Annotated in this window: 13 protein-coding genes and 1 tRNA gene; 7 read left to right on the forward strand and 7 right to left on the reverse strand. The window is 67.3% G+C overall.

Going from position 1 to position 16721, the window contains the following annotated elements; genetic code table 11:
* Positions 1–67: 67 nt before the first annotated feature.
* Positions 68–2299, reverse strand: a complete 2232-nt coding sequence (locus tag K7G81_RS09460) for a beta-glucosidase family protein (RefSeq protein WP_223030715.1) — start codon at positions 2297–2299, stop codon at positions 68–70.
* A gap of 185 nt (positions 2300–2484) precedes the next feature.
* Here K7G81_RS09460 and K7G81_RS09465 point away from each other — a divergent pair, with 185 nt between their 5' ends.
* From K7G81_RS09465 to K7G81_RS09485, 5 genes are all read left to right on the forward strand, one after another.
* Positions 2485–4956 carry a glycoside hydrolase family 3 protein gene (locus tag K7G81_RS09465; protein ID WP_223030501.1) on the forward strand — a complete coding sequence of 824 codons (2472 nt, stop codon included), beginning with the start codon at positions 2485–2487 and terminating at the stop codon, positions 4954–4956.
* A gap of 110 nt (positions 4957–5066) precedes the next feature.
* On the forward strand, positions 5067–6377 hold the full coding sequence (locus K7G81_RS09470; protein WP_369412072.1) for an MFS transporter: 1311 nt from the start codon (positions 5067–5069) through the stop codon (positions 6375–6377).
* Entirely contained in the window at positions 6374–7396 is a 1023-nt protein-coding gene (locus tag K7G81_RS09475) for a LacI family DNA-binding transcriptional regulator (RefSeq protein ID WP_223030502.1), read from the forward strand. Before K7G81_RS09470 ends, K7G81_RS09475 begins: the two co-directional genes overlap by 4 nt.
* 84 nt (positions 7397–7480) lie before the next feature.
* Positions 7481–7810, forward strand: a complete 330-nt coding sequence (locus K7G81_RS09480) for a hypothetical protein (protein ID WP_223030503.1) — start codon at positions 7481–7483, stop codon at positions 7808–7810.
* 189 nt (positions 7811–7999) lie between these two features.
* Entirely contained in the window at positions 8000–9796 is a 1797-nt protein-coding gene (locus tag K7G81_RS09485; RefSeq protein WP_223030504.1) for an aminopeptidase P family protein, read from the forward strand.
* A 34-nt stretch (positions 9797–9830) separates the two neighbouring features.
* Here the strand turns inward: K7G81_RS09485 and K7G81_RS09490 are convergent.
* Positions 9831–9905, reverse strand: a tRNA-Thr gene (locus K7G81_RS09490).
* Positions 9906–9988: 83 nt separating this feature from the next.
* Here K7G81_RS09490 and K7G81_RS17770 point away from each other — a divergent pair.
* The gene (locus K7G81_RS17770; protein ID WP_255586820.1) at positions 9989–10120 is read left to right on the forward strand and encodes a hypothetical protein; all 132 of its coding nucleotides are present in this window, start codon (positions 9989–9991) and stop codon (positions 10118–10120) included.
* Between the two features lie 44 nt (positions 10121–10164).
* Here the strand turns inward: K7G81_RS17770 and K7G81_RS09495 are convergent, their stop codons facing one another.
* From K7G81_RS09495 to K7G81_RS09510, 4 genes are read right to left on the reverse strand one after another with little or no spacing between them, the layout of a single operon-like run.
* Entirely contained in the window at positions 10165–11703 is a 1539-nt protein-coding gene (locus K7G81_RS09495; RefSeq protein WP_369412073.1) for a DHA2 family efflux MFS transporter permease subunit, read from the reverse strand.
* A complete protein-coding gene (locus K7G81_RS09500) occupies positions 11700–12929 on the reverse strand; it encodes an HlyD family secretion protein (RefSeq protein ID WP_223030505.1) in 1230 nt (409 codons plus the stop codon). The genes K7G81_RS09495 and K7G81_RS09500 overlap by 4 nt, the downstream gene beginning before the upstream one ends.
* Positions 12926–14359: an efflux transporter outer membrane subunit gene (locus tag K7G81_RS09505; protein WP_223030506.1), complete on the reverse strand. Its 1434-nt coding sequence runs from the start codon at positions 14357–14359 to the stop codon at positions 12926–12928. The genes K7G81_RS09500 and K7G81_RS09505 overlap by 4 nt, the downstream gene beginning before the upstream one ends.
* A 1-nt stretch (position 14360) precedes the next feature.
* Entirely contained in the window at positions 14361–14831 is a 471-nt protein-coding gene (locus tag K7G81_RS09510) for a MarR family winged helix-turn-helix transcriptional regulator (RefSeq protein WP_223030507.1), read from the reverse strand.
* 221 nt (positions 14832–15052) lie between these two features.
* On the opposite strand from K7G81_RS09510, the gene K7G81_RS09515 reads away from it, so the two are divergent.
* Complete coding sequence (locus K7G81_RS09515) at positions 15053–16027, forward strand: hypothetical protein (RefSeq protein ID WP_223030508.1); 975 nt, start codon at positions 15053–15055, stop codon at positions 16025–16027.
* Positions 16028–16032: 5 nt separating this feature from the next.
* Here the strand turns inward: K7G81_RS09515 and K7G81_RS18010 are convergent, their stop codons facing one another.
* Entirely contained in the window at positions 16033–16713 is a 681-nt protein-coding gene (locus tag K7G81_RS18010) for a helix-turn-helix transcriptional regulator (RefSeq protein WP_223030509.1), read from the reverse strand.
* Positions 16714–16721: the final 8 nt, after the last annotated feature.

Consider the following 16721-nt stretch of genomic DNA (forward strand, 5'->3'; position numbering starts at 1 on the left):
ACGATTCCAGACAACGATGTCAACTTGAAACCGTGGCGTTACGCGGCGGGAATGGGTCGTAAACGTCCTATCGGCGCGCTTTTTCGGTAACGTGTTGCGGTAATGTGACGGTCTCACTGGCGATCGACGTCACCGCATCGGTGCCGAGCGTGAGGCGATAGGCGCCGCCGGGAAGCACCCACTTGCCATCACGCCAGGCGGCGATCGCGCGCGGATCGAGCGTCACCGTTACGCTTTTGCTCGTGTGCGACGCCAGTTTGACGCGCTGCCAGCCGACCAGCCGCGCGGGCGCGTCGCCCGCCGCCGCGTAAAGCTGCGGCAGCGCGACGCCGGCGCGATCGCCATCATTGCGCACCGTCACCGTTGCCGATGGCTGCGCACCGCCAGTGAAATGCGCGTCCGAATAGTTGAAGCGCGTATAGGTCAGCCCGTAACCGAACGGGAACAGGGGCTTTTCGCCCTGCCCGGCATACCAGCGATAACCGACATTGGCGCCTTCGTGATAATCGACCGGGAACGGCCTGAGCGCGCTCGTGTCGCCCGCACCGGCATTGCTCGCCGAATCGGGTCCGGCGCCGCCGGCGGGCGTGACGGGATGCGGGCGCGGCAATTGCGCTTCGCTGGCCGGGAAGGTCATCGGCAAGCGGCCGGCGAAATCGACCTCGCCGAACAGCAGCCGCGCGAGCGCCTGACCACCGCGCTGGCCGGGATACCAGGCCTCGACCACCGCCGGCACGCGATCGAGCCACGGCATCAGCGCCGGGCCGCCGGTTTCGAGCACGACGACGCTGTGCGGATTGGCGCCGGCCACCGCGTCGATCAGCCGATCCTGATTGTCGGGCAGCGCGAGCGTCTGGATATCCTCGGCCTCGGTGCGCCATTGCGTGGCGAAGACGATCGCGACATCGGCATTACGCGCTGCGGCCGCCGCGGCAACGGGGTCGTCGCCCGACACATAAGTAACCTCGGCGCCGGGCGCGAGCGCGCGGATCGCATCGAGCGGCGAGGAATCGTGCCAGGTGATCCGCGCGAATGAGGCGGCGGGGCCGCTTTTGAGCGGAATTTCGACCGGCACGCCGCCAACCGACCGGACCTGCGACGAGCCGCCGCCCGACAGCACGCCGACATCGGCATGACCGCCGATCAGCACGATCTTCCGGGCCGTCTTGGCCAGCGGCAGCACGCCGTCCGCGTTCTTGAGCAGCACTATGCCCTGCTCGGCAACCTGCTGCGCGACGGCGGCATGCGCGTCATAATCGATCGGCTGCGCGGTGGCCGGCGTCGGGTGGTCGTAAAGGCCGCTGGCGATCACGCCGGTGAGGATGCGCGTGACCATCTGATCGAGGCGCGCTTCGGGCACGCGCCCGGCGGCGATCGCTTCCGCCAGCGGCTTGCCGAAATAAATTTGCTTGTCGAGCTCCTGCCCCGATTCCTGATCGAGCCCGGCGAGCGCGGCCTTGTCAGTCGAATGCACACCGCCCCAATCGGACATTACCCAGCCGGGATAGTCCCATTGGTCGCGCAGCACCGTCGTCAGCAAATACTTGTTTTCGCAGTCCCAATCGCCATTGACGAGATTGTAGCCGCACATCACCGAACCGGGCTCGCCGGCATCGATGCCGATATGGAAAGCGCGCAGGTCGCTATCCTCGAGCGCGGCGCGATCGATCCGCGAATCGGCAAGCATGCGATCGGTTTCCTGCGCGTTGAGCGCATAATGCTTGATCGTCGAGACGATGTGGTTCGACTGTACGCCGCGGATATGCGCGCCGACCATCACGCCGGCGAGCAGCGGATCTTCACCGAGATATTCGAAATCGCGCCCGCCCCAGGCGTCACGCGTGAGGTTGACGCCGCCGGCCAGCAGCACGTTGAAGGTCTTGGCGCGTGCCTCGGCACCGATCATCGCGCCGCCCCGATAGGCGAGATCGGGATCGAAGGTCGCGGCGGTGGCGAGGCTCGAGGGCAAGGCGGTGGCAACGTCGCCCTTGCGCTGCTCGACCTGATTGGCGACGCCGAGGCTCGCGTCGCTTTCACGCAGCGTGGGAATGCCGAGCCGGGGAACGCCGGGGATATAGCCGGCCGACGGGATCATGTCGGCGGGCGCCGGCTTCGTCATCGGCGGAAACAGGCCGTGGACATAACGCAGTTTCTCGTCGCGGGTCATCGCCTTGACCAGCGCAGCGGCACGATCGGCGGCGGGGCGCGACGTATCCTGCCAGACCGGCGCCGACTGACCGGCCTGAGCGGCAGTGGGTGCGACGAGCACCGCGCCCGCCAGCGCAGCGGCAACCAGCATCGCCGACGACACCGCATGCCGCTTATGTGCCCTGAACTGCCGCCCGCGATCGGCGGCCACGCCTGCTCCCCGCATCCCCTACCTCTTATTATGCCAATTGGTGAGCGCTAAATCGACAAGACCGACATCGTTGTCAACAGCGGATTTGCGCGATAGGAACGCCGAAACCAAAGCGGGAGAGGATAATGATTCAGATGGCGAGCGCGGCACGGATAGCGGCGGTGTCCGCGCTCTTGCTGGCGGGAAGCGCGCTGGCGCAGACCGCACCGCCGACACCCTCCACCCCCGCCAATATTGCGCATCCCGAGCAATGGCCGACCGTCGGATCGCCGGTGCCGCGCGATCCCGCGATCGAGGCGAAGATCACGCGGCTGATGGCGCGGATGTCGCTTGAACAGAAAGTCGGCCAGGTGGTGCAGGGCGACATCGCCTCGATCACCCCCGACGACGTGCGCAAATATCATCTCGGCTCGGTGTTCAACGGCGGCAATTCGGACCCGCATGGGCAGTATAACGCCCCCGCCAAGGACTGGCTGGCGCTCGCCGACGCCTTCTGGGACGCATCGACCAGCGACGACCCCAAGCTGCCGCGCATTCCCGCGATCTGGGGCATCGACGCGGTCCACGGCCATTCGAACATCGTCGGCGCGACGCTGTTTCCGCACAATGTCGGGCTGGGCGCGATGCGCGATCCGGCGCTGATGCGCAAGATCGGCGCGATCACCGCGATCGAAATGCGCGTGACCGGCATCGACTGGACCTTCGCGCCGACCATCGCGGTGGTCCGCGACGATCGCTGGGGCCGCACCTACGAGGGGTTTGGCGAAACCCCCGAGATCGCCGCCAGCTATGCCGGGCCGCTGGTCGAGGGATTGCAAGGCAAGGTCGGCTCCAAGGACTGGCTCAAAGGCCCGCACGTCATCGCCACCGCCAAGCATTTCCTGGGCGACGGCGGAACTAAGAACGGCAAGGACCAGGGCGACACGGAAGTCAGCGAGGCCGAGCTCCGCGATCTGTTCGCCCCGCCCTACGAAGCGGCGATCAAGGCCGGCGTGCAATCGATCATGGCGAGCTTTTCGAGCTGGAACGGCCGCAAGATGACCGGCAACGACAGCTTGCTGACCGGTGTGATCAAGCAGCACTGGGGATTCGATGGCTTCATCGTCGGCGACTGGAACGCGCACGGCCAGGTCGCTGGCTGCACCACCACCGATTGCCCGCAGGCAATCAACGCCGGCCTCGACATCTACATGGCGCCGGATAGCTGGAAGGGCATCTGGGAATCGACGCTCAGGGAAGTCAAATCGGGCGCGATCCCGATGAGCCGGCTGGACGATGCGGTGCGCCGCGTGCTGCGCGTCAAGTTCCGCGCCGGCATCTTCGACGCCAAGCGGCCGTCCGAACGCCCGTACGCCGGGCAATATGATCTGCTCGGCAGCCCCGCGCATCGCGCGGTGGCGCGCGAGGCGGTACGCGAATCGCTGGTGCTGCTGAAGAATGCAGGATCGACGCTGCCGCTGAAGCCCGGCGCGCGCATCCTCGTCGCCGGCGACGGCGCCGACAATATCGCCAAGCAGGCCGGCGGCTGGACGCTGACCTGGCAAGGCACCGGCACCAAGCCAAGCGATTTTCCGCACGCGACCTCGATCTGGCAGGGGATCGACGCGGAAGTGAAGGCAGCCGGCGGCACCGCGACGCTATCACTGGACGGCAAATATCAATCGAAGCCCGACGCCGCGATCGTGGTGTTCGGCGAGAACCCATATGCCGAATTCCAGGGCGACAAGAGCGACGTGGCGTTCGACGATCCCTCGCCGATCGATACGCTGGCGATGATGAAGCGGCTGAAGGCGGCGGGCGTGCCGGTGGTTGCGGTGTTCCTGTCCGGCCGACCGCTCTGGGTGAATCCCTATCTCAACGCCTCGGACGCATTCGTCGCGGCGTGGCTGCCGGGATCGGAAGGCGAAGGCGTTGCCGACATGCTGTTCGGCAAGCAGCAGTTTCGTGGCACCTTGCCCTACAGCTGGCCGCGCGCCACCGACCAGACGCCGCTCAACGTCGGCGACGCGCATTACGATCCGTTGTTCGCTTATGGCTATGGATTGAAGACCGGCGAGAAGGGCGACGTGCCGCACTTGCCCGAACAGCGCGCGTCGACCGACGGCGATCCGCGTACCCTGTTCATCCGCGGCCGCGCAACCAACGGCCGGCACCTGTTGCTGACGGCGGACGGCACCACGCCGCTTGCCGCGGGATCGGATCTGGTGACGGCCCACGCCGCCGACCGCAACGCGCAGGAGGATTCGATCCGGCTCGTCTGGAGCGGGGAAGGCAAAGCCACCGCGGCGCTCACCGGCCCGGCGACCGACCTCAGCCGCGAGAGCAATGGCGACGTCGCGGTGGTGGTCGACCTCAAGGTCGATGCCGGCCCGGTCGATGCGGTGCGCTTCGGCGCACTGCCGGTCACCGATCGCCTGCGCGCGCTTGCCGCATCGCATGACTGGGGACAGCTCGCGGTGCCGCTGCGCTGCATCGCCGGCGGCGACGCGGCGCACATCACGCAGCCGTTCGCGCTGACCACCGCCGGCCGACTCGACGTGACGATATCGTCGATCCGCCTCGCCTCGCCGGGCGACGGGCTGGTGGATTGCCGGTAGCCATCGCTCCCGTCACCCCGGACTTGTTCCAGGGTCGACCGTGCAACACGTCCGGCCGGCGCGACTGGACAAGTGGATGCCGGAATAAGTCCGGTATGACGAATGGGTGCGTGAACGCCCGGACCGATATCGCCCCGTTGCGCAGGGCGCGCGATCGGCTACAGTTCGCGCCTGTGACCACCATGCTGCCCGCCGATCCCGCCGAACAGCGCGCGCGGCGCCTGTTCCGGCTTTCGATCGGCATCTATTTCATGGGTGGGTTCCTCGTCTCGCTGGTCAGCCTGCTGGTGCCGCGATTGAAGTTGTTGATGGGGCTTGATTACTTCCGTGCCTCGCTGGTCCAGCTCGCGTTCCATTCGAGCTATCTGCTGTTCGCACTGCCGATCACCGCGATCCTCGTCAGGATCGGCTACATGCGGGGCATCTCGCTCGGCCTCGGGGTGATGGGGCTGGGCTGCCTGGCGCTGATCGCCGCGACAACAATGACCAATTACCCCGCCGTGCTGCTTGCCCTGCTGGCGCTGGCGGGCGGCATCACCTTCCTGCAGATCGCCGGCAATATCGTGATCGCCGTGGTCGAGCCCGGCAATCGCGCGATCCCGCGGATGACGCTGCTCCAGGGGTTCAATTCGATCGGCACGGTGCTCGCCCCGCTCGCCGGATCATCGTTCCTGCTCGCCGAGGACAGCGTGACCGGGCACGATCATTCGCTGATGCTGGCGGTGCCGTTCATCGCCTCGGCGCTGGTCGTCACCGTGCTGGCCTGGGGGTTCGCGCGCCATCGCGAGCTGCTCCGGCCGCTGCCCGCGCCGCGCCGCATCCCCCTGCACGAGCTCGGCGCAGTGCTGGCCGACCGGCGACTGCTGGCCGGAACCGTGGCGATGTTCGGCTATGTCGGCGCCGAGGTGACGATCGGCACCTATCTCGCCAATTATCTGGTGCGCGGCGACGTGCTGGGGCTCGCGCCGGTCGATGCCGGGCGGCTCGTCGCCCTCTATTGGGCCGGCGCGATGGTCGGGCGGTTCGCCGGCGCCATGGTGCTGTCGCGATGGGCACCGCCGCGCGTGCTTGTGGCGGCCGCGATCGGCGCGGCGATGCTGGTGCTCGCCGCGATGGGCGCGACCGGTACTGGCGGCGCCGTAGCGCTGATCGCGGTCGGGCTGTGCAATTCGATCATGTATCCGACGCTGTTCGCGCTATCGCTGCCCGATGACGAGACGCGCGCACCCTATGCCTCGATGGCACTGTGCATGGCGGTGGTGGGCGGCGCGGTGATCCCGGTCGTCACCGGCGCGATCGCCGATGCGCAAGGGCTGCGCAGCGCGTTGGGCCTGTCAGCGGTCTGCTATGCCGGCATCGCGCTGTTCGGCTGGGCCTGCAGCGCGATCTGGCGGCGCGAGCCCAAGGCGATAGCGGCGTGACCGTCACTATCCTCGACGTCGCGCGGCGGGCCGGCGTCTCGGCCAAGACCGTGTCGCGCGTCATCAACGGCGAACCGCACGTGCGCGCGGCAGTGCGCGAGCAGGTGATGAAGGTGGTGAAGGAGCTGCAATATCGCCCCAACGCCTTCGCTCGCGGGCTATCCAGCGCACGCTCGTTTCTCGTCGGGCTGTTCTTCGACGATCCCGCCTCGGGCTATGCCGCCGACATCCAGCGCGGCGCGCTGGGCCGCTGCCGCGAACGCAACCATCACCTGATCGTCGAACAGGTCGATCGCGCGCAACCGGGCTGGATGGCGGAGCTCGACGCGACGCTCAATTCGATTCGCTTCGCCGGCGTGATCCTGACCCCGCCGATATGCGACTGGTCCGAGCTGATCGACATGCTGGAGGAGCGCAAGGTTCCGATCGTGCGGATCGCGCCGGGCGACCAGCTCGACCGCACGCCGCAGGTGCGGATGGACGACCGCGCCGCGGCACGCGACATGACGCGACGGCTGATCGCGCTCGGCCATCGCGACATCGCCTTCCTGCGCGGCAATCCGTTGCACAGCGCGTCCCATCGCCGCTGGCAAGGCTTTTGCGACGCCTTGCAAGAGGCCGGGCTGGAGATCGCCAGCAAGCGGGTGCTGCAGGGCGATTTCTCGTTCCGTTCGGGGCTCGCCGCAGCCGAAGCGCTGCTCGGCAGCGGCGATCTGCCGACCGCGGTGTTCGCGAGCAACGACGAGATGGCGCTCGCGGTGCAGGTGGTCGCGATGCGCCACCAAATCGCGGTGCCCGAGACGCTGTCGATCGCCGGGTTCGACGATGCGCCGCTCGCTCGCATGGCGTGGCCGCAGCTCACCACGGTCAAGCAGCCCAATGTCGAGATGGCGGCGGCCGCGGTCGACATGCTGATCGCGCAGCGCGGCACCGACGGCGGCAGGGGCGCCGATTGCCTCGTCCTGCCGTATGAGATCATCGAGCGACCGAGTTCGGCCCCGGCACCGCGGGAACCTTAACCGAAGGTTGCGGATTGATTCAGCCGTGAATCATGCGCACAGCGCTATCGCTCGTCGCACAAAATACGTGGAGGAGTTTTTGCCATGAAGTTCGCTCTCGCCTTTGCCGCCGCAGCGGGCCTTGCCATGCCGGTGACGATGGCCGCGCCGGCCGTTGCCCAGACCCATCATTACAGCCACGACCGCACCTACAAGGGCAATGACGGCCGATATCATCGTTACCATCGCTATCACTGCAAGAAGAGCAGCGGCACGACCGGCCTGATCGCCGGCGGCGCGGGCGGCGCGTTGCTTGGCCATGCGCTCGGCGGCGGCACGCTGGGCACGGTCGCCGGCGGTGTCGGCGGCGCGCTGCTCGGCAAGCATCTCGACAAGAAGCACGACGCCGCACAGAACCGCCGGAACGGTTGCTGATCGGCTGACCTGCGGCTGACGCCGATGTTTTAAAAGGCCGGTTTGCCCAAAAGGCGAGCCGGCCTTTTTTCGTTGTGGAAATCCCTGCGCGGCGGATCGCTGGCCTGTAACCCGCGTCCGAATTCTGCCACAAGGCGGCAATCAGGCCATCGGCCGTTTCCAGCGATTCACTGATAGGGATTTTCGTCTATGTCTTCCTACGCCGACCGCCTCCAGGCGCTTCGCGACCAGCTCAAGCGCGATCGGCTGGACGGTTTCGTCGTGCCGCTGACCGACGAGCATATGAGCGAATATGTCGGCGAATATGCGCAGCGGCTAGCATGGCTGACCGGATTCCAGGGATCGGCCGGCACCGCGGTGGTAATGCCCGAGGAAGCGGCGATCTTCACCGACGGGCGCTATACGCTGCAAGTGCGCGAACAAGTCGACGGCCGGCATTGGCATTATGTCGGCGTGCCCGACACCAAGGTTTCGGACTGGATCGCCGAGCATGCCGGCAATGGCGCGCGGATCGGTTACGACCCGTGGCTGCACACCCGGCAATGGGCGGCCGAGGCAGCCAGGGCGCTTGCCGAAGCGGGGGCCGAGCTGGTCGCGGTCGACACCAATCCGGTCGATGCGGTGTGGCCCGATCGCCCTGCCCCGTCCGATGCCAAGCTCGCCGTTCAGCCGAACGCGGCGGCGGGCCGTTCCTCGGCGGAGAAGCGGCAGGAGATCGCCGACTGGCTGGGCGCGAAGAAGGCCGATGCGGTGGTGCTTTCCGCCCTCGATTCGATTGCCTGGGCGCTGAACGTCCGCGGCGGCGATGTCGCGCACACGCCGGTCGCGCTGAGCTACGCGATCGTTTCGGCCGACGGCACCGCGGACCTCTATGTCGCCCCCGACAAGATGACCGACGCGGTGGCGCAGCACCTCGGCAACGCCGTGCGCGTCCACGACCGGATCGAGTTCGCCCCTGCGCTCGGGCGCTTCGCCGGCAAGCGTGTCGCGGCCGATCCCGACAATGCCGTCGCCGCGATCTTCGATGCGCTCGAAGCCGGTGGCGCGACAGTGCTGGCGCTCCCCGATCCCGTCGTGCTCGCCAAGGCGATCAAGAACGACGCCGAAATCGCCGGCCACAGGGCGGCAAGCGTGCGCGATGGCGCGGCGCTGAGCCGTTTCCTGCGCTGGGTGGAGCAAACCGCGCCCAAGGGCGGCCTCACCGAGCTCGATTGCGTCGACAAGCTGCTCGAGTTCCGCCAGGCGACCGGCCTGCTCAAGGATACGTCGTTCGACACGATTTCGGCGACCGGCGCGCATGGCGCCAGCCCGCATTATCATTCGACGCCGCAGTCGAATGCCGAGCTCGAACCGGGTCAGCTCTATCTCGTCGATTCGGGCGGGCAATATGAGGACGGCACCACCGACGTCACCCGCGTGATCCCGATTGGCGAGCCGACGGATGAAATGAAGGACCGCTTCACCCGCGTGCTCAAGGGCAATATCGCGCTCGATACCGCGCTGTTCCCGAAGGGCACCAACGGCGGCCAGCTCGACGGTTTCGCGCGGCGGCCGCTATGGGAAGCCGGGCTCGACTTCGCCCATGGCACCGGCCACGGCGTCGGCGCCTATCTATCGGTCCACGAGGGCCCGGCGCGGATCGCCAAGCCGATCTATCCCGGCGGCGGCCCCGCCGTGCCGCTCCAACCGGGCATGATCCTCTCCAACGAGCCGGGCTATTACAAGGCGGGCGAATACGGCATCCGCATCGAGACGCTGGTGCTGGTGATCGAGCGCGAGGTAGCGGGCGGCGACACGCCGATGCTCGGCTTCGAGACGCTGACCTTCGTGCCGATCGAGCGCTCGCTGATCCTGCCCGAGCTGCTGACGGCTAGCGAACTGGCGTGGCTCAACGCCTATCACGCCAAGGTGCTGGAAAAGATCGCCCCCGAACTCGACGGCGAGGATCACGCCTGGCTCGAAGCCAAGTGCGCGCCGATCGGCTAGGACGGATCGACACGCAGCCCCGACGGCCGGGAAATGGTGCTGCCGGTGAGGATTGAACTCACGACCTCAGCCTTACCAAGGATGCGCTCTACCACTGAGCTACGGCAGCACGGCCCATGTCGGGGAGCGGCGCCTATGGCCGCGAGAGACCCCGATTGTCAAGGCGGGCATTGAGCGATTATTGCGCGTGCCATGGCCGAGAAGGAAGACCGCGCCGCCCGCTTGGCGGAACAGCTCCGCGAGAACCTGCGCAAGCGCAAGGCACAAGCGCGCGGGCACGATGCGCCGCCGCCGACGCCCCCGCGCGCGGAAGACCGTGATTAAGGCGCCCTCTCCCTAGAGCGGTTTTCGGCCTGTCGAAAACCGCTCTAATCGGCGGCGACGTGGCCGGCGCTGCCCGCGGGGCGGCGTGCGAACCAGATCAGCGCGATCATCGCCAGCGCGATCCAGCCCGACAGCCAGAACAGATCGTCGGCAGCGAGCAGATAGGCCTGGTGCACCATCTGGCGCGTGATCGCCGCGGCGCCCTGCTGCGCGCTTGCGCCCAGCGCCTGCAGATGCGCGATCGTATCGCGATAACGCGGCTGGAAGATCGTGAAATGATCAGCCAGCCGGCTCTGGTGCAATGCCTCACGGCGATCCCACATCGTCGTGATCAGCGAAGCGGCGAAGCTGCCCGAGGTGATCCGCGCGAAATTGGAAATGCCGGTCGCGGACGGGATGCGCTCGGGCGGGATGCCATCAAGCTGGATCGTCAGCATCGCCAGGAAGAACGTGCTCATTGCGACACCCTGGACGAGCAGCGGCATGGTATAGACCCAGAAGCTGTCGTTGGTGGTGAAATGCGAGCGCATGAAAAACGACGTCGCAAAGGCGATGAACGCCACCGTCGCCAGAACCCGCGCATCGATCCGGCCGCTGAGCCGCGCGACGATCGGCGTCAGCAGCACGGCCACCATGCCGCTGGGCGCCGCGACCAGCCCGGCCCAGGTCGCGGTGTAACCGAGCTGGGTCTGCATCCACAACGGCATCAGCAGCACATTGGCGAAGAACACCGCATAGCCGAGGCAGAAGGCGATCGTGCCGAGCGTGAAATTGCGGCGCCGGAACATGATCAGATCGACGGCGGGATGGCGATCGGTCATCTCCCAGATCAGCCAGGCAAGAAACACGACCCCGGCGACGATCGCGGCGACGACGATGAACGGCGAGCTGAACCAGTCGGCATCCTTGCCCTTGTCGAGCACCACCTGCAACGCGCCGACCCAGATCACCAGCATTGCCACGCCGATCGAATCGATCGGCAACTTGCGCGTCGGCGTTTCCCGAGACTTCAGACCGCGCCAGCAGATCATCGCGCAGAAGATGCCGACGGGAACGTTGATCAGGAAGATCCAGCTCCAGTGGTAATTATCCGAAATGTAGCCGCCGAGGATCGGCCCGGCGACGGGGCCGATCAGCGTCGTCATCGACCACACGCCCAGCGCGGTCGAACGTTTGTCTGGCGGAAAGATGGCGATCAACAACGCTTGGCTGCCCGGGATCATCGGCCCCGACACCGCGCCCTGGAATACGCGGAAGGCGATCAAGGAATTGAGATTCCACGCCATACCGCACAGGAACGACGCGAGCGTGAACAGCGCGACCGACACGACGAAGGTGCGGACCACGCCGAACCGGCCCATCAGCCATCCGGTGAGCGGCACCGCGACGCCGTTGGCCACCGCGAATGACGTCACCACCCAGGTGCCCTGATCGGCGCTGACGCCGAGGTTGCCGGCAATGGTCGGCAACGACACGTTGGCGATCGTCGAATCGAGTACCTGCATGAAGGTGCCGAGCGCGAGCGCGAAGGCGATCAGCGCACGCGCGCTGCCCTCCAGCGGCGCTTGGGCGGCGTCGCTCACCGCCCGCGACCCGCGTTGGCGGCAATAATCCGCGCGATATCGGCATCGACGTCCGGGCTGTCGCTCGCCTGGGTCGCGAAGGCCTGGTGCGCCTCGCGGCCAAGCAGCGATCCCGAGGTGTTCGACGTATCGACATCGACGTCGACCGACAGGCCGATGCGCAGCGGATGCTTGTCGAGCTCATTCGCGTCGAGCGCCACGCGCACGGGCACGCGCTGGACGATCTTGATCCAGTTGCCGCTGGCATTCTGCGGCGGCAGCAGCGCGAAGGCGTTGCCGCTGCCCGCGCCCAGACCGACGACATGGCCGTGATAGACGACCTTGCCGCCGTAGGTATCGGTGGTGATCGTCGCCGGCTGGCCGACGCGCAGATCGGCAAGCTGCGTTTCACGGAAATTGGCATCGATCCACACGCGATGCAGCGGTACCACCGCCATCAGCGGCGTGCCCGCGGCGATCTGCTGGCCGATCTGCACGGTGCGCTGCGCGATCGTGCCGTCGACCGGGGCGACGATGTGCATATGGCTACGGCGGATCGCTGCGCGGCGATAGGCGGCGATCGCGGCGAGCACCGCGGGGTTGCTCCGCACGTCGGCGCCCTGAACCTGCGTCTGGGCCTGCGCCAGCTTGCTCTCGGCAAGGTTGAGCGCGGCGGTCGCGGTCTTCACCGTATCGGCGGCGTGCGACACTTCCTCGCCCGACACGGCGCCCTGACCAGCGGCTTGCTGACGCCGCGCGAGATCGTTGCGGGCCCGCGCGAGATCGGCGCGGGCGTTGGCGACCTCCGCATTGGCCGCGCTGACCGCGGAGAAATCACCGCGCACACCGCGCACCGCCTGGCCGAGCTGCGCCGCAGCGGCGGCGAGATCGACATCAGCGGTGGCGGGATCGAGATCGACCAGCGGCTGGCCGGCGCGCACCCGCTCGGTATCGTCGGCATAAAGCGCGGTGACGGTGCCGGGATCGCGCGCGGTGATCGTCACCGTGTCGCCGGCGACATAAGCGTCGTCGGTCGTCTCGCTCGGCGCGGCGAAGAACAGGTGCCACACCGCGTAGACAATGATCGCGATAACCACGATCGCGGCGAGGATCGCCAGCCACTTGCGGCGCGCGCGCGGATTGCCGCGCTCCACCGGCGGGCTCGCCTGCGGCGGCTGCACCGCTTCCTCGGCAATCGTCTCGGCCTCGGCGTCATGCCGGATGTCGTCCTGGGTAGCGTCGGTCATTGGGCGGTCCTCGTGTCGGCGAGCGCCGCGGCGCCGGCGGGATCGAACCCGCCGCCGACGGCGACCAGCAATTGAATCTGGGCAACGGCCTTGTCGGCCTGGAGATTGACGGTCTGCTGACGCGCGGCGAGCAGCCGCACATCCGATCCGATCAGATCGAGCCGCGAATCGAGCCCGGTCGAGACGCGCACGGCATTGAGCCGCTGCACCTCGGCAAGGCCGTTCGCCGCATCCTGTTGCTGAGCGAGATCATCGCCCAGCGTGCGCACGCGGGTCAGCGCGTCGGCGGTTTCGCGCACCGCGCCGAGCACCGTGCGGTTATACTCGGCGATCGCCGCATCGACCTGCGCCGTGGCGCCGGCATAATCGGCCTTGAGCTTGCCGCCTTCGAAGATCGGCAGATGGATCGCCGCCCCGGCCCCGTAGGTCGACGCATCGCTGGAGAAGAGATTGCCGATGCCGAGCGCCTGCAGCCCGGCGAGGCCGATCAGGTTGATATCGGGATAAAAGGCCTTGCGCGCGACCTGCCGGCCCGCGCCCGCGGCGGCGACCGACGCCTTGGCGCTGAGAATATCCGGACGGCGAGCGAGCAGGTCGGCAGGCAACGTCGCCGGCAGCGGCAGCACCGCATCGAGCCGCAATCGGGTCGGCTGGATAGTGCCGTAATAATCCGCCCCGCGCCCGGCGAGCAGCGCCAGCGCGTGGATCACCGTTTCGCGCTGCCCCTGCGCCTCGACCAGTGCCTGCCGCGCCTGGGCGAGCAATGTTTCGGCGGCGCGCACGTCGATGTCGCTCGAAAGCTGGCTCTTCTTGCGCACTTCGGCAAGCGAGACGGCGTGGTCGCGTTGATCGACGGTCGATTGCGCGAGCGCGATCTGCCGCTCGGCGCGCGCCAGCTCGACATAGGTCTGCGCGATCGAGCCGGCGAGCGCGAGTCGCGCCGCATCGTAATCGAGCGCCGCTGCCTCTGCGCCGTGGCGCGCCTGGGCGATACGGTCGGCCTGCCGACCCCAGAAATCGAGATTCCAGCTGAGATTCGCCTGCGCCTGGCCGACCCAGCGGAAACTGCCACCATAAGGCGGCGGGATGATGTAGACGCTGCTCAGCCGCTGGAATTGATCGCTGACATCGCCGGTGATCTGTGGACGACGCGCCGCCTCGCTGCCCGAAAGCGTGCTTTGCGCGAGCCGCACCCGGGCCATCGCCGCCTCCAGCGTCGGGCTGCCGCTCATCGCATCGGCCATGATGCGATCGAGCTGCGGGTCCCCCAGCGCGGTCCACCAATCGCCAGCAATCGCCGGCGCGGCATCGGCGCCGAGGCCGATCGAGCCTGAAGCGACGGGCGTGACAGCGACCCGTTCGCTGGGGATCGCACAGCCCGCCAGCAATAATGCGCCGAGCGAGGTGATGCCGATGACCGTACGCTTCATCTCAACGATCCGATTCTGTTTCGGGGGCTTCCATGCGATCGAGCAGCCGGCCCAGGGTGTCGATCAACCGGGTGATCTCTTCGCGGTCGAAATCGCGCAGGATGTGGTTCCATACGTCGACCACCCGGCGCGCGAGATCGGCAACCGCCTCTCTTCCCTTGGCAGTGGTGGATAGCCTGCTGACGCGCCGGTCCTCGTCATTGCGGCGCCGGACAACCAGCCCGCGCTCTTCGAGCTGATCGAGCAGACGGGTCAGCGCGCCCTTGTCGTGATCCATATTGCGCGAAAGCTCGGTGCAGGTCGTCGCGACCTCGCTCGACACCAATGCCAGCACGACCCATTGCGTGAAGGAGATGTCGCACCCGTCGAACGCGGCTTCGACCCGCGCGATGCCGAGCTTGTTGATCCGACGCAGCAGATAGCCCAGCGAAACGCGCGGCGAGAAGCTTTCGACGGTGTAAAAATCGGCCATAATTGATTGCCCAGGCAATTGTTGCCGGTGCAGATATTGATCGCCGGCACGCTTTCAAGGGGCGGGCCTCATTTTTCGCCACGCACCGATCAAGCAATCGTCTCCCTCCCGCCGATTCCCGCAGGATACTGCCCTTAAGAAGTAGCGCGACGGGTTCTTGCGGGTGAGCGGTCCTATTTGCGGATGACAAGGCGGCGTGCGCGCCGCAAGGCTGGCCGGCCATGACCATTTTAGAGCTCGGCGTTGACGAACTGCGCCAGGGCGTGCTCGCGACGGGTTTCGCCACCGGCGCCGTTGCCGCGGTGATCCGCGGCGACGCGCGCGTGCGCGACTTGTGGGCCCGGCTCGTCGAGAACGAGCGCGAGCAATTGCCGTGGCAGGCGCCGCTGATCGACATCGCGCGCAACCATCACGGCACTGGCGACATCACCGTCAGCCTGGGTGACCTGTTCTATTTCCAGCCCGGCCAGCACGGCTATATCGCGCGCAAGTTCGAGATCGAACGCGACACGACCGGCTCGGCGCGCGCGCGCCCCGATCGGTTCGCGCAGGGCAATGCGCACTATGTGATAGAGCGCGAGACGATCGAGCGCTGCGCCGATCTTGCCGAGACGGTGATGATGGCTCTCACACCGGAAGGACAAACCCAGGCTACGGCACGGGTTGCCGTGCAGCGCCTCAAGTACCAGCCGCATGCGAGCGACTTCGACAGTCTCGCGCAGCTTACCGCCAATTCACTCGGCCGCTGGGGTCGGCTCGGCGCGGCGATCGATCGCCAGCGGCAACGCGCCACCGGCTTCCTGTCACGCAAGGGGTTCGCGGACCTGATCGGCATGCTGTCGCTGGTGCCGGGAATCGGCGTATTGGTCCGTGCTTTCGCCGCCCGAATAGCGGCGCGCGACCCGCGCGAGCGGCTTGCCGAGGGCGACACGATCGTCGAGCGCGCGCATGTCGACGAACGCTATTTCTCGGCGCTTACGGGCGCGCGGACCAACGTGCGTACCGAAGTGTTCGCGAACGGCCGCTGGCACGAGCTGCCGATTGGGCTCGACTCGATCGCGATCTTCCCCGGCCGGCTCGCCCGCCGTTTCGGAATCGAGCCGACGCTTCACCGTGTCGTCCATATCGGCAATGCGCCGGCAACGACGGTCGATCCGCGCAGCGGCAACGTCACATTGCTGATCGGCGCGGTCTGATCGCTTCAACCGGCGAGGAAGCGGGCGACGAGTTGTGTCCGGTTGCTGACGCCGGTCGCCGCCATGATCGCGCGGATATGCACCTTGACCGTGCTCTCGCTGATCCCCAGCCGCCGCGCGATCGCCTTGTTGGATAAGCCGGTGGCAAGCACGCCGATAACGTCACGCTGACGTGGGGTAAGCAACCCGAGCTGCTCGGCGCCGAGCGGCGCGACATGTCCCTCCCCCGATTCAACGCCGGTATCGGGCTGTTCGAGCATCGTCAGCGCTGCGACCGGCACCACCGCGAGCGACGCATCGGCAAGGCGGATCGCCGAGATCACGCTGTCGAGCCCGACGTCACCAGGCAACACCAGCCGCGCGCCGGACCTCAATGCCGTGAGCGCGACGGCCGCCGCCGCATCGGCGAGCACGGCGAGCATCGCGCCGGGCCACGCGCGCCGCGCCGCGCGCAATTCGGCAGTCAGCAGGTCGAGCGGATCGCCGGCATGATGCTGGACGAGCACGAGATCGGGCCGTTCCGGTGGGGCCGCAGCGACCGTGGCGGCGGCACGAACGACGAGGCCCGCCGCTTCTTCCAGTCCGGCCAGCGTGCACGAGCGCGAGAAAGCGCTGGCATCGATCAGCGTCACGGCGATGGTGCCAGCCGGGGCGGTCGACATCTCGCTCACGACGGGCCCGGGCACGAACAAGC

The sequence above is a fragment of the Hephaestia mangrovi genome, from assembly GCF_019880555.1.
GTDB classification, from domain to species: domain Bacteria; phylum Pseudomonadota; class Alphaproteobacteria; order Sphingomonadales; family Sphingomonadaceae; genus Sphingomonas; species Sphingomonas mangrovi.